Source organism: bacterium (genome assembly GCA_020440705.1).
Lineage (GTDB): Bacteria > Krumholzibacteriota > Krumholzibacteriia > LZORAL124-64-63 > LZORAL124-64-63 > JAGRNP01.
This window is the reverse complement of sequence record JAGRNP010000001.1, coordinates 105,777-119,171: the sequence shown is the minus strand read 5'-3', so window position 1 is coordinate 119,171 and position 13,395 is coordinate 105,777. Positions and strand designations below refer to the sequence as shown.

Here is a 13,395-nt window from a genome sequence, read left to right as displayed (position 1 = left end):
CGGCGGCGCAGGCGGCGGCGATGGCGGCCGACGGCAGGTCGGGGGCCCAGCGTCCGGTCCGCCACAGCACGACGGCCCAGACCGCGACCGGCGCGGCCGCGGCGGCGGCGGAGGTCAGCAGGAGGCGAATGCGGTTCGACATCGGCAGGGCTCCACGGCTGCGGCCCGTCGGCAACGGGTCATCCGCGCTGGCCGGCGCGGTCTCGGGGGCGAGTCGGGTCCTGTGCGGTTATCGACGAACCAGGTGGGAATTTGAGGTTTTTCTTTACACTAGCGGTAAAGAAGAGGGCGCGGTCACTGCGGTGACCGCGCCCGGTGCGAGTCGATCGAGGCCTAGTTCAGGCCCTTGCGCTCGAGCAGCGGCGCGATGCTGGGGTCCTTGCCCCGGAAGCGCTCGTAGAGCACGAGCGGATCCTCGCTGCCGCCGGCCGCGAGGATGTTCGTGCGGAACGACTGGGCCGTCTGCGGATCGAAGATGTTGCCCGTCTCGCGGAACGCCTGGTAGGCGTCGGCGTCGTACACCTCGGCCCACACGTAGGAGTAGTAGCCCGCCGAGTAGCCGCCGGCGAAGATGTGCCGGAAGTAGGTCGTCCGGTAGCGCGGGGCGATCTCGGGGATCAGCCCCATGCGGTCGAGGGAGGCCTTCTCGAAGGCCGGCACGTCCTGCAGTTCGGTCGTCTCGAGGGTGTGCCAGTCCATGTCCAGGAGGCTCGCGGCGAGGTACTCGGTCGAGGCGAAGCCCTGGTTGAACTGCTTGCTCCGCTCGAGCTTGTCGACCAGTTCCTGGGGGATGCGCTCGCCGGTCTGGTAGTGCTTGGCGTACACGTCGAGCACCTCGGGCTCGAAGGCCCAGTTCTCCATGACCTGGCTCGGCATCTCCACGAAATCGCGGGCGACGGCGGTGCCGCTCAGCGACTGGAACTGGCACATGGACATCATGCCGTGCAGCGCGTGGCCGAACTCGTGGTACATGGTGCCCACCTCGTCGACGCTCAGCAGGGCCGGCTTGTCGGCCGTCGGCTTGGTGAAGTTGCCCACGTTGTAGATGACGGGAATCACCCGCTCGCCGTCGCGCATGAACTGCTTGCGGAACGAGCTCATCCAGGCGCCGCCCCGCTTGCTCTCGCGGGGGAAGTAGTCGCTGTACCAGATGGCCAGCAGCTCGCCGCCGCGGTCGCGCACCTCGTAGGCCTTCACGTCGGCCTGGTAGACCGGGATGTCCGGCCGCTCGTTGAACGTGATGCCCCACAGGCGGTTGACGACGTCGAAGAGACCGGCCCGCACGTTCTCCAGTTCGAAGTAGGGACGCAGCATGGCCTCGTCCAGGTCGTACTTGGCCTTCTTCACCTTCTCGGCGTAGTACCACCAGTCCCAGGCGGCGAGTTCGAAGCCGCCGTTCCCGGCGTCGATCATGGCCTGGAACTCGGCGGCCTCCGCGCGGGCCTTGGCCAGCGACGGCTCCCACAGCTTGTTCAGCAGGTCGTACACCGCGTCGGGCGTCCGGGCCATGTTGTCGTCCAGGACGTAGGCGGCGTGGCTCGGGAAGCCGAGCAGGTTGGCGCGCTCGACGCGCAGGGAGGCCATCTTCGCGGCGATCCGGTTGTTGTCGGATTCGTTGCCGTTGTCACCCTGGTTGATGTAGGCCTTGTACATCTTCTCCCGCAGGTCGCGCCTGGTGCTGTACTGCAGGAAGGGGATCAGGCTGGGCTTGTGGATGGTGAACGCCCACTCGCCCGCATGGTCGCGCCCGTTCGCCTCCTCGGCCGCGGCCTCGATGGAGGCCTCGGGCAGCCCGTCGAGGTCGGCCGCGTCGGTGACGAACATGACGAAGTCGTTGGTGTCCTTCAGCACGTTCTCGCCGAATTCGAGCGAGAGCAGCGACAGCTCCTCGTTCAGGGCCTTCAGCTTCTCCTTGTCGGCGTCGGCGAGGTTGGCGCCGCCGCGCACGAACTCCTTCCAGGTCTCGGTGACCAGGCGGCGCTGCTCCGCGTCGAGTTCGAGCTGGTCGAGCCCGGCATGCACCGCGTCGACGCGGGCGAAGAGCTCGGCGTTGAGCAGGATCGCGTCGCGGTGCTGGGACCGCAGCGGCGCCACGCGCTTGGCGATGGCCCGCATCTCGTCGTCGCTCATGGTGCCGTTCATGGCGCTGAACACGTTGCCGACACGGCGCAGCAGGGCGCCGGCCCGGTCCATGGCCGCGATGGTGTTCTCGAAGGTGGGCGCGGCGGGGTCGGCGACGATCGCCGCGATCTCCGCGTCGTGGCGCTTCATGCCCTCGGCGAAGGCCGGCTCGTAGTGGGCCAGCGCGATGCGGTCGAACGGCGGCGTGCCGTAGGGGGTGTCCCATTCGGTGAAGAAGGGGTTCGTGGCGGCCGTGTCGGCGCCGCCGCCGGCTCGATCGCCCTCGGCGGCGCAGCCGCCCATGGTCCCCAGGATTGCCATGATCAGGATCGCCTTTCGCATGGGGTCTACTCCCTCCAGTTCTTCTCGCCGGCGGGGCGATTGTCCAGGATCGACTCGATCCGCTCGAGCACGTCCGGCGTCAGGTCTTCGGCGACCCGCAGGGCCTTCATGTTCTCGGTCACCTGCTCGGCCCGTGAGGCGCCCGTGATGACGGTGCTCACGTCGTCGTTGGTCAGGCACCAGGCGATGGCCAGCTGGGCCATGGTGCAGCCGAGCTCGGCGGCGACCTGCGTCAGCTCGCGCACCTTGGCGATCTTCCGCGCGCCCTCGGGGCTCTCGAGCTGGGGCCGCAGCCACTGGTAGTTCTCCAGGCTGAGCCGCGACCCGGCCGGGATGCCGTCGTTGTACTTGCCGGTGAGGATGCCGCTGGCCAGGGGGCTCCAGATGGTGGTGCCCAGCCCGATGTCGTCGTACAGCCGGGCGTACTCGGCCTCGACCCGCTCGCGGTGGAACATGTTGTACTGGGGCTGCTCCATGGTGGGCGGGATCAGGTGCTCGCGCCGGGCGATGTCGTAGGCCTCGCGGATCTGCGCCGCCGACCACTCGCTGGTGCCCCAGTAGAGGGCCTTGCCCTGCTGCAGCACGTGGTTCATGGCCCACACCGTCTCCTCGATGGGGGTGTCCACGTCGGGCCGGTGGCAGAAGAGGAGATCGACGTAGTCGAGCTGCAGGCGGGCCAGGGCGGCGTCGGTGCCCTCGATGATGTGCTTGCGGGACAGGCCGCGGTCGTTGGGCCCGTAGTGGTAGGGCTGGCCCGGCCCCTGGGCCGTGCCGCCCCAGAAGATCTTCGTGGAGACGACCAGGTCGCTCCGCTTCCAGCCCGCCTTGCGGAAGACCTCGCCCATGATGGTCTCCGCCATGCCGCCGGCATACACCTCGGCGTTGTCGAAGAAGTTCACGCCGGCGTCGAACGCCTCGCGCATGCAGGCGTGCGCCTTGTCCACGTCCAGCTGGTCCTGGAACGTGACCCAGGCGCCGAAGCTGAGGGCGCTGACCTTCAGGCCCGACTTGCCCAGAAACCGATACTCCATCTCACCACTCCCGTCGCCGCGTGTCCGGTCGGTACAAGTTCAAGGCCCCGCCGTGAGGCCGGACGGGGCTCGGCGCACATATTAAGCCAACTGGCCCGACGGCGACAGCGCGCGACGCATTTTCGCTCACGTCGGCGCCGCTTTTGCCGATAAAGGAAATACTTAGTCATGACGGGGACCCGAGGCCCGCAGAGCGGGGGAGGAACCGATGCGCGTTCTGGTGCTCGACGGCAGTTCGATGGTGCGGCGTTTCATCCGGGAAGAGCTCGAATGGGGCGACTACGAGGTGCTCGAGGCCGCGAACCCGGAGGAGGCCCGCGAGGTGCTGCTCACCGAGCCGGGCATCTCGCTGCTCACCCTCAGCATGGTGCTCGAGGGCATGGAGGCCTTCGACTTCCTCGCCGAGATCATGTCGCGCGAATTCCTGGCCCAGGTGGCCCCGCTGGGCAACGACAACCTCCACGCCGTCTTCGTCACCTCCAACGACAACGACGAGGACCGCCTCCGCGGCTACTACATCGGCGCGGCCGACTTCATCCAGAAGCCCTGGCAGCGGGGCGACCTGCTCGCCCACGTCAACTCGCTGCTCGGCTGCCGCACCGAGATGCAGGACCTGAACGTGCTCGTGGTGGACGACAGCCGCACGATCCGGCGCTTCGTGCGCTCCGGCGTGTCGCGGCTGGGCGCCCAGGTGCAGGAAGCGGACGACGGGGACACGGCCTGGCAGTACCTGCAGAACCACGACGTCGACCTGGTGCTGACCGATCTGCACATGGCGCGCATGGGCGGCGACGAGCTCTGTCTGAAGATCCGGGGCAACAAGCGCCTGTCCGAACTGCCGGTCATCTTCCTGTCGTCCAACGCCGACGACGCCCGGACCCTGGCCCTGTTCAAGATTGGCGCGACCGACTACCTGACCAAGCCCTGCATCCAGGAGGAGCTGATGGCCCGCCTGCGGGTGCACCTGGAGCGGGAGCTGCTCGTGCGGACCCTGCGCGAGGTGTCGGGCATCGAGGCCGACCCGGACATCGAACCGGTCGTCGGGCCGGGAACGGGCGGCGAGGCCTGCCGGGTGCTGCTGGTCGACGACGCGGAGGTGAACCTGGCCGTGGGGCGGCAGCTGCTCGGCCGCCTGGGCTGCGACGTGGCGACGGCCACCTGCGGGCGCCAGGTCGTCGACACCTTCGCCCGGGCGCGGAGCCGTCCGTGGGACCTCGTGCTGATGGACCTGGCCATGCCCAATCTCGACGGCGTCGCGGCCACCCGCGAGATCCGGCGCCTCGAGGTCGACCGCATCACCGCGGATCCGGATTGGGGTGCGCCCCTGACGATCATCGCGCTCACGTCCTCCCCGGACGAGACCCAGCTCGCCGACTGCATCGACGCCGGCATCAACGACTTCCTGGCCAAGCCGTTCCGCGTGGACAAGGTGCGGCCCCTGATCGAGAAGTGGGCGGGGCAACCGGCCTGACCCGGTCCCCGCCCGCATCTGCCGGCCCCTCTTTCCTCCCGGCGCCCGATTCCGTAGGTTCATGCGAACCCCGCACCATTCGAGGCACCTCGCAGCCGCAATTCCCGGGAGGGAACCAATGGAGAAGTTGCTCGATCACCTGAGCGCCAAGGCGGCCCTGGCGCTGATGTCCGTCCTGATCCTGCTGGGACTGGGCGGGTTCTCGACCGCGCGGGCCGACGACGAACGGGGGCTCGACACGAGCCACCGGGGCGAGCGCCGGACCGGCGATCCCCTCGACACCAACGACGCCGGTGGTGGCGATTCCGACGACGACATCCACGAGAACGCCGCGGGCGGATCCTGGCTCGCCCCCTCGTTCCTCGACAAGCTCCTCCATGCGGGGCCCGTGCTCATCGTGCCGGTCCAGGACGGAAGCAGCATCACCTTCAGGTTCTACATCATGTCCGACGCCTCGCATCGTCTGGAGGAGTGGTATGAGAAATAGCGCCCAGGACACGCGGGTCGCCGGCCACGCCACCGGCGGCTCCTTGGGCGAGATTCCCCTCGATCCGAAGGCCTGGGAGCAAGCCTGGAAGGCCTTTCTGGACGAGGACTACGAGAACTCGCTCAAGCTGGCCCGAGCCTGCCTCGACGCCATCGAGACCCGGGAACCCGGCCCGATCGCCCTCGTGCCCGCACCCGGTTCCCCCACCGTGAAGGACGGTGTCGTCCTTTGCGCCCGCAATCTCTTCCAGCTCGAGCGCTTCCAGGACTTCGAGGTCCTGCACGCTTCGGCCGGTCGCTGGGACATGGTGCCCGCCGGCCTGCCCGATCTGGAAGTGGTCCGGCTGGCCTTCGCCTGCAAGCGGGGCGACTACATGCCCGTCATCGACGTGGCGACCGCGTTCATCGACGCCCACCGGCAGCACCTGCCGCCGGTCATCGCCGACTTCCTGTACCTGCGGGGCCAGGCCTGGTCGGCCCTTGGAGATCCGGACGCGGCGCGCGAGGACGTCGAGGCCGCCTATTCGGTGTACCGCGTGCTGGACAACCGCCTCGACGGGGCGCGCACCGCCAATCTCATGGGCGTGATCGCCTTCCGCGGCGCCGAGTATCAGGAAGCCGTGCGCTGGTTCGAGCGGGCCCATCAACTGCATTCTCAACTCGGAATGCTCAAGAATATGGGCGGCAACAGGTTGAATGTCGGAATCGCCCACTACAAGCAGGGCGATTTCGGCCGCTCGCAGTCCGAGCTGCAAGCCGCCATCCGGCTGCTCGAGCAGGTCGACGCGCGCACCAGCCTGTGCCGGGCGGGCATCGCCCTGGGCAACACCCTGCGCCTGCGGCGCGACTTCGAAGGCGCCCGCGCCGAACTGATGCAGGCCTACGAGCGGGCCAACGGCCTGCTGCTCTCGCGCGAAGAGGCGCTGGCCCTCGAATTCCTCGGCGACGTGCATCGCGACCAGGGCCAGATCGAAGCGGCCCGGCGCTACTACAGCCGCGCCCTGGCCGTGGGCAACAGCATCGCGCCCGACGGCGACATCGTCATGGAGGTGCTGCGCCGGCAGGGCGAGTGCCTGACGCGGCTCGGCCGGCAGTCCGAAGCCGTGCCCGTGCTGACGCGCGCCCTCGGCCTGGCCCGGCGCCAGGGCGATCGCTTCGAGGAAGGCGTGATCAAGCGGGTCATGTCCGAGACCCTGCTCGGTCTGGCCGACCTGGGCTCGGCCCAGCACTACGCGCGCGACGCCGTGGGGCTGCTGGCCGAGGTCAACGGCCGGCACGAGCTGGCGATCGCGCACCTGCAGGCGGCCGAGACCGCCGTGGCCCGGGTCGAGGGCGGTCTCGACGACGAGCGCGGCCTGATCCTCGACGAGGCCTGGCAGGATGCCATGTCGGCCCTCGACCTCTTCCTGAAGATGGAGGTCGACCACTGGATCCTGGCGGCCCGCCAGCTGCTGAACCGGATTTCGGGCGTGCGCCAGGACGTCGAGCTCTCCGGACGTCTCGCGGCCGGCGCCGCGGCGGGACCGCGCCCGACCGGGCTGCGGCGCGCGCCGGTGCGCATCGTCCACGTCTCGTCGCGCATGCGCGACCTGATCCAGCTGACCGACGCCTTCGCCGACAGCGGCGAACCGGTGCTGGTGACGGGCGAGACCGGGACCGGCAAGGAGCTCTTCGCGCGGCGCCTGCACGAGAAGAGCACCCGGCGCCACGGCGAGCTGGTGTGCGTCAACGTGACGGCCATTCCCGAGTCGATCTTCGAACGGGAGTTCTTCGGCCACACGAAGGGCTCGTTCAGCGGGGCCGAGAGCGACGGCATCGGCCTGGCGGCCCGCGCCCACGGCGGCACCCTCTTCCTGGACGAGATCGGCGACCTGCCCCTGGAACTGCAGCCGCGGCTGCTGCGCCTGCTGCAGGACGGCTCGTACCAGGCCATCGGCGACCCGGCCGAACGCCACGCCGACATCCGGCTCGTGGCCGCGACCAACGCCGATCTGAAGCAGCGGGTGGCCGAGGGCCGGTTCCGGGCCGATCTCTACTACCGATTGAAGATCCTCGAGCTGAGGCTGCCTCCCATCACGGAGCGGCGCGAGGACATCCTGCCGCTCCTGAAGCACTTCCTGGCCGAGGCGGCCGGCGTTCCGGTCGAGCTGTCGCGCTACTTCAGCGCCGCCAGCCTCGAGCGGGCCCAGTCCTATGCCTGGCCGGGCAACGTGCGGGAGATCGCCATGGCGGCCCGCCAGGCGCACGTCCAGCATGCGGCGTGCGGCGCGGTGGACGTCGAACTGGGCGATGCCGACGGCTTCCCCGTGCACCTCGTGGGGCGCGACGGCGCGGGCGCCTTCAGGCCGGCCGACGCGCCGCGGCGGCTCGGCGGCCGGGAGACCGGGCGTTCGCGGATCCTGCTGGCCCTGGCCGAAGCCGACGGCAACCGCGCCCGGGCGGCGCGTGCCCTGGGTGTCAGCCGCAGCACCCTGTACCGCCAGATGGAAAGGCTGGGCATCGCCGCCAAGGTGCGGCAAGACTAGCGGGCCGACGCCCGCCGACAGGTGCAGACGCCCGGCCCCGCAGGAAGGGGCCGGGCGTTTCCCATGATTCCCCCCGCTGCCCCGCGGTGGCGTTCCTGCGTAAAGTTTCCCTCAGTTCGGCCGAATCTGGACAGGAAAGAAACCCGGGCCGGGCGGTCCGGGTCGTGCGGGGCTACCGACCGACGAGGGATCATGTCCGTGCTGCCCAAGAACCCGTCTCCGATCCAGGTGGGCCGACCCTCGCGGCGCAGCCTGCGCCACACCCTGCTGGTGTGGCTGATGGGCGTGGCGGTGATCCCCCTCGTGGTCGCCGGATCCATCGGCTACACGAGCGCGCGCCGATCCCAGCACAAGGCCATCCGCGACGCCCTGATGGGATCGGCCACGGCCGGCAAGGAGACCGTGCACGCCTTCTTCGACCGGGCGCGCCGCGAGCTCGACCACCAGAGCCGTTTGCGCTCGAACCTCGCCTTCCTGGAACTTCTGGAAGCCGATCTGCAGGCCAGCGGCCAGAACGCCCGCAGCTGGATCGGCGGGGCCTCGTGGGAGGCGCTCGCCCAGCAGGAGGGTCACGAACTCGTCCGCTTCCGCAATTCCTCGCCGTGGTACGACATCCTGCTGCTCGACGCCGAGGGGCTCGTGCTCTTCAGCTGCGCCCGCGAGGACGATCTCGGCAGCAACGTCCTGACCGGCACGTACACGCGCTCGATCCTCGCGTCGGCGGTGCGCGAGGCGGCCGTCACCGGCGGCATCGTGTTGTCCGACTTCGGCCCCTACGAGCCGAGCGCGGGCCTCGAATCGGCCTTCCTCGTCGTGCCCGTGTACGGGCCCGAGCCGGACCCGGAGGGCTTCCTCGCCTTCCAGATCGACGGGCGCGAGCTCGGCACCCAGATGGCCCGCGCCCTGCCCGAAGGGGCGACGGTGCGGATCTACCTGGTCGACGACAACCTGCGCCTCCTGCTGAGCAGCCACGATGACAGCGACCTCGAACCCCTGCGTGACCGGCTGCTGAACGACGTCACCACGGCCTGGCTGGACAGCCAGAAGGCCGCTTTCGAAGGCCGCATGGGGGCCGCCACCGATCCGCCCCGCAAGGCGGGCGACCTGACGAGCTATCTCGGCGCGACCGACCGCCAGGTCTTCGGCTACGGCGTCACCGTCGAGGCCCTGGGCCGCCGCTTCGGCCTCATCACCGAACTGCCGGCGTCCGAGGCCCTTGCCGGACTGGCCCGCATCAAGCTCGCGATGCTGCTGATCATCATCGCGACCGGTGCCGCCGCCGCCATCGTGGGCCAGATCATCGCCCAGCGCATGCTGCAGCCCATCACGGCCCTGGGGCACATGATGAACCGCGTGGCGGACGGTCACGAGGTTCCGGACCTGGACGTCGTCGGCGATGACGAGGTGGCCGGTCTGGCTGCGAGTTTCGCCAAGATGATCGACCATCTCGACGAGGCCAAGCGCACCCGCGACCGGCAGTTCCGCCTCCAGGAACAGCAGGCCGAACTGAACGAACGCATGCGGGGCGAACCGGACACCGAGACCCTCGCCGCGGCGATCCTCGAACACATCGGCGACTACTACAACGCCCAGGCCGGCGCCTTCTACCTGGCGCGTCCGGGCCAGAGCCTGGTGCTCGTGGCCCACTACGGCGAATCGGACGACCACTGGCCGGTGCGGCGCCTGCGCGAGGGCCAGGGCGTGGTGGGGCGCGCGGCCATGCGGCGGCGCATCCAGGTGCTGAGCGACGTGCCGTCGGAGCACATCCTGATCCGCAGCGCCATGGGCGAATCGGCGCCCCGTCACCTCATCGTGGCGCCGTTCCACCTCGCGGGCCAGATCAAGGGCATCCTCGAACTGGCGACCTTCGATGCGGTGAGCGACGACGATCTCGAGTTCCTGCGCCTTTCGGCCGAGTCGGTCGCCGTCGCGTTGGATTCGTCGCGGTCGCGCGAGCGGGTGCACCGGCTGCTCGAGGAGACGCGTCGGCAGGCGGGCACGCTCTCGCGGCAGCAGAAGGAGCTGCAGGACAAGAACGAGCGTCTGGCCCGCTCCGACCGCTACAAGAGCGAGTTCCTGGCCAACATGTCCCACGAACTGCGGACGCCGCTGAACAGCATGCTGCTCATGGCGCAGGTGCTGGGGGAGAACAAGGCCGGTCGGCTCGACCGCTCCGAGGTCGAGGCCGCCGGCACGATCCACCAGGCGGGCGAGGAACTGATGACCATCATCGACGACATCCTCGACCTGTCGAAGGTCGAGGCCGGCAAACTCGAACTCTCGCCCACCGAGGTGGCGGTCGACAGCCTGCTGTCCGACCTCAACCAGCTCTTCCACCCGGTCACCGACCGCAAGGGCATCGAATACCGTTCCTACCGGGGGCCGGGTGTGCCCGACGCGATCTTCACCGACGGGCTGCGGGTCAAGCAGATCCTGAAGAACCTGCTGAGCAACGCCTGCAAGTTCACGGACAAGGGCTCGGTGGCCCTGCGCGTGCGCACGCCCTCCCAGGACGAAGTGGCCAGCCTGGGCGGCGGCATGCAGAACCCGTGCGTCGCGTTCTCGGTGGCCGACACCGGCATCGGCATGAACGAGGAGGTCTGCCGCCGCGTGTTCGAGGCCTTCAACCAGGGCGACGGAACGATCGGGCGACGCTACGGGGGGTCGGGCCTCGGCCTGTCGATCTCGCGCCGCCTGACCGAGCTGCTGCAGGGGCGCCTCGAGCTGACGAGCGTCGAGGGCAAGGGCAGCAAGTTCACGCTCTATCTGCCTTTGCGCATGCGCGTCGGGGGCGAGGAGGTCGCGTCGTCGCCGCCGGCCCGCACCGACGTGGCCGACTGGGTCACCCCGGAGCCCGAGGTGCAGGCGGCGTCGCCGGTGCAGGACCCGTCCGTCCTGGCCGGCTGGAACCTCATCCTGGCCGACGACGAGATGCGGACCATCTACCGGCTGGGCGATGAACTGGTCTCGGTGGGGCACGGTCCCGAAGTCGTGCGCCGGGTGTCGGACCTGCTCGGCATCGTCGCGAGCCTGCGGGCGCCCACCGTGGTGCTGGTCAATCCCTGGTGCTCCGGCGGGGCGCCGGATTCGCCGCGCGGCGAGAACCTGCTGCAGAAGCTGCGTGCCTGCAGCGGCGCGCCCCTGCTGCGCCTGGTCGCGATGGTGCCGTCCGAGCGGGCGGGCGAGATCGCCTCGGCCGACGCCCTCGTCGAGAAGCCGGCCACGATCGGCAAGGTGCTCGCCGCCTGCCGCGGCCTGGCCGCAGCCGAGGAGGTGACGACGTGAATCCGATGCCGGACGCCGCCAGCCTGAAGATCCTCATCGTCGACGACCGGCCGAGCAACATCGCCTCGCTGCGCCAGGTCCTCGAGCGGGACGACATGAGCATCCTCGCGGCCGGCTCGGGCGAGGAGGCCCTCGCGCTGATGCTCGACCACGACTTCGCCCTCGTGCTGCTCGACGTGCAGATGCCGGGCATGGACGGCTTCGAGGTGGCCGAGCTGATGCGCCGGCATCCGCGGACCCGGGACCTGCCGGTGATCTTCGTGACGGCGATCAACAAGGAGCGGCGGCACATCTCGTCGGGCTACGACGTGGGGGCCATCGACTATCTCTTCAAGCCCGTCGATCCGCACGTGATCCGGGCCAAGGTGGCGGCCTTCCTCAACCTGAAGCGCGCCCAGCTCGCCCAGGCGGAGCTCGTCGCCGAACTGAACGCGGCCAACGCGCGGCTGCAGGAGATCAGCGACCTCAAGTCGGACTACCTCTCGGCCGCCTCCCACGAATTCCGCACCCCGCTGACGGTGATCCGCGAGTTCTGCTCGCTGGTGCACGACGGTGTCGTGGGCGAGGTGAGCGACGAGCAGCGCAAGTGCCTGGCGTCGGCCCTGCGGAACTGCGACCGCCTGGCCGGACTCGTCAACGACCTGCTCGACCTGGACAGCATCGAGTCGGGCGCCATGCGCCTGTCCCGGGAGCGGGTCGACATCGCGGCGCTGATCCGTTCGTGCGTGGAGGACTTCAGCGGCCGCTGCCGCGGCGCCGGGCAGGAGATCGCGGTCGCGACGGGTGACGGCGCGCCGGTGCCGCCGGTGCTCGCGGCGCCCGACATGGTCACCCAGGTGCTCGTGAACCTGGTGGGCAACGCGCACAAGTTCACCCCCGAAGGGGGGAAGATCGCCGTCAGCGCCCGCGCTGCCGTGGACATGGTCGAGGTCACGGTGGCGGATGACGGTCCGGGCATCGCGCCCGAGGACCGGGCCCGGGCGTTCGAGAAGTTCGCGCAGCTCAACCGTCGCGATGGTCCGGGCGCCAAGGGGACAGGGCTCGGCCTGCCCATCTCCCGCAAGATCGTCGAACTGCACGGGGGGAGCCTCGAACTGCTCGAGGACGACGCGCCGGGCTGCCGGTTCCGCTTCTCCCTGCCCGTCTACTCCCATCCGGCCCACCTGGCGGCCTTCGTGGGCGACGCGACCCACAGCCCGACCGGCATGATCGTGCCGTGGACCCTGGTGCTGCTGGAACCGGACCCTCGGGCGCCCTGGGACCCGGCCGCCCTCGAATCCGACCTGGTCGCGCTCGTGCGCAGCAGCGACGACCGCGTGGGGGTCGTGCATCTGGGCGAACGACCGGTGAACGCGTTCGTCCTGAAGACCGACGCCGCCGGCGCCGCGTCCCTGGCCGCCCGACTCGAGGCCGCCCTGGGCAAGTCCTATCCCGAGGCCACGCCCCGCCTGGCCATCATCGATGTGACGCGGCCGGGCGACCGCAGCGTCCTGGACCATCCCGAACTGATCGAGTTGCAACCCGTCGAATGGAAAGGAGCCGTCCATGTCTAAGGGACACATTCTCGTCGTGGACGACGAACCCGATATCGTGCACAGCCTGAGTCTGCGGCTGCGGGCCGAGGGCTACAAGGTGTCGACGGCCATGGATGGCCTGGGGGCCACCAAGAAGGCCATCGAGGAGCACCCGGACCTCATCATCCTCGACATCGGCATGCCGGCGGGCAACGGCCACGTGGTGGTCGAACGCCTGCGGAACATCACCGAGACCAGCGACATTCCGGTGATCTACCTGACGGCGCGCACGGCCGAGGACGACTACCACAAGGCGCGCGAGGGGGGCGTGATGAAGTACATCACGAAGCCTTTCGACGCCGAGGTGCTGCTCGCGGCGGTGGAGAACCAGCTCGAACGCGTGGCCGAGTACGTCTGAGGCCGACTGTCCCCTCGCGGGATGGACTGTCCTCGCTGGTGCACACGGCAGCGACCGCACGCGCCCACGGGTGGGGGATCCGGGGCGCCTGGCACTCCGCAAGTCGCTTTCCGGAAATGATTTGCTTCTGTCGGGGCCCGACCGTGCGCGGTCGGCACCGAACCTGCTTATCGCTCGGGCAACCCAGGGTCCCCGCCATGTC

The 13,395-nt window shown here is 69.5% G+C and carries 8 protein-coding genes; 6 read left to right on the top strand and 2 right to left on the bottom strand.

What is annotated here, in order from left to right; all coding sequences use genetic code 11:
* Positions 1-333: 333 nt before the first annotated feature.
* Together KDM41_00485 and KDM41_00480 are read right to left on the bottom strand one after the other, a co-directional pair.
* A complete protein-coding gene (locus KDM41_00485) occupies positions 334-2,463 on the bottom strand; it encodes a M3 family metallopeptidase (protein ID MCB1181887.1) in 2,130 nt (709 codons plus the stop codon).
* Between the two features lie 5 nt (positions 2,464-2,468).
* A complete protein-coding gene (locus tag KDM41_00480) occupies positions 2,469-3,494 on the bottom strand; it encodes an aldo/keto reductase (GenBank protein MCB1181886.1) in 1,026 nt (341 codons plus the stop codon).
* Between the two features lie 208 nt (positions 3,495-3,702).
* Here KDM41_00480 and KDM41_00475 point away from each other — a divergent pair, with 208 nt between their 5' ends.
* The 6 genes from KDM41_00475 (at position 3,703) to KDM41_00450 (ending at position 13,193) form a co-directional block, all read left to right on the top strand.
* Complete coding sequence (locus KDM41_00475) at positions 3,703-4,965, top strand: response regulator (GenBank protein MCB1181885.1); 1,263 nt, start codon at positions 3,703-3,705, stop codon at positions 4,963-4,965.
* Between the two features lie 118 nt (positions 4,966-5,083).
* Positions 5,084-5,452 (top strand): hypothetical protein, encoded by a 369-nt coding sequence (locus tag KDM41_00470; GenBank protein MCB1181884.1) that lies wholly within the window; start codon positions 5,084-5,086, stop codon positions 5,450-5,452.
* On the top strand, positions 5,442-7,976 hold the full coding sequence (locus KDM41_00465; GenBank protein ID MCB1181883.1) for a sigma 54-interacting transcriptional regulator: 2,535 nt from the start codon (positions 5,442-5,444) through the stop codon (positions 7,974-7,976). The genes KDM41_00470 and KDM41_00465 overlap by 11 nt, the downstream gene beginning before the upstream one ends.
* A gap of 192 nt (positions 7,977-8,168) precedes the next feature.
* Positions 8,169-11,261 (top strand): GAF domain-containing protein, encoded by a 3,093-nt coding sequence (locus tag KDM41_00460; protein ID MCB1181882.1) that lies wholly within the window; start codon positions 8,169-8,171, stop codon positions 11,259-11,261.
* Positions 11,258-12,814: a hybrid sensor histidine kinase/response regulator gene (locus tag KDM41_00455; GenBank protein MCB1181881.1), complete on the top strand. Its 1,557-nt coding sequence runs from the start codon at positions 11,258-11,260 to the stop codon at positions 12,812-12,814. The genes KDM41_00460 and KDM41_00455 overlap by 4 nt, the downstream gene beginning before the upstream one ends.
* Positions 12,807-13,193: a response regulator transcription factor gene (locus KDM41_00450; protein ID MCB1181880.1), complete on the top strand. Its 387-nt coding sequence runs from the start codon at positions 12,807-12,809 to the stop codon at positions 13,191-13,193. Before KDM41_00455 ends, KDM41_00450 begins: the two co-directional genes overlap by 8 nt.
* The last annotated feature ends 202 nt before the right edge of the window (positions 13,194-13,395 follow it).

Bases quoted from the DNA above. Each gene is read 5' to 3' on its own strand.
- KDM41_00485 (MCB1181887.1), bottom strand. From the start codon at position 2,463: ATGCGAAAGGCGATCCTGATCATGGCAATCCTGGGGACCATGGGCGGC.
- KDM41_00480 (MCB1181886.1), bottom strand. From the start codon at position 3,494: ATGGAGTATCGGTTTCTGGGCAAGTCGGGCCTGAAGGTCAGCGCCCTC.
- KDM41_00475 (MCB1181885.1), top strand. From the start codon at position 3,703: ATGCGCGTTCTGGTGCTCGACGGCAGTTCGATGGTGCGGCGTTTCATC.
- KDM41_00470 (MCB1181884.1), top strand. From the start codon at position 5,084: ATGGAGAAGTTGCTCGATCACCTGAGCGCCAAGGCGGCCCTGGCGCTG.
- KDM41_00465 (MCB1181883.1), top strand. From the start codon at position 5,442: ATGAGAAATAGCGCCCAGGACACGCGGGTCGCCGGCCACGCCACCGGC.
- KDM41_00460 (MCB1181882.1), top strand. From the start codon at position 8,169: ATGTCCGTGCTGCCCAAGAACCCGTCTCCGATCCAGGTGGGCCGACCC.
- KDM41_00450 (MCB1181880.1), top strand. From the start codon at position 12,807: ATGTCTAAGGGACACATTCTCGTCGTGGACGACGAACCCGATATCGTG.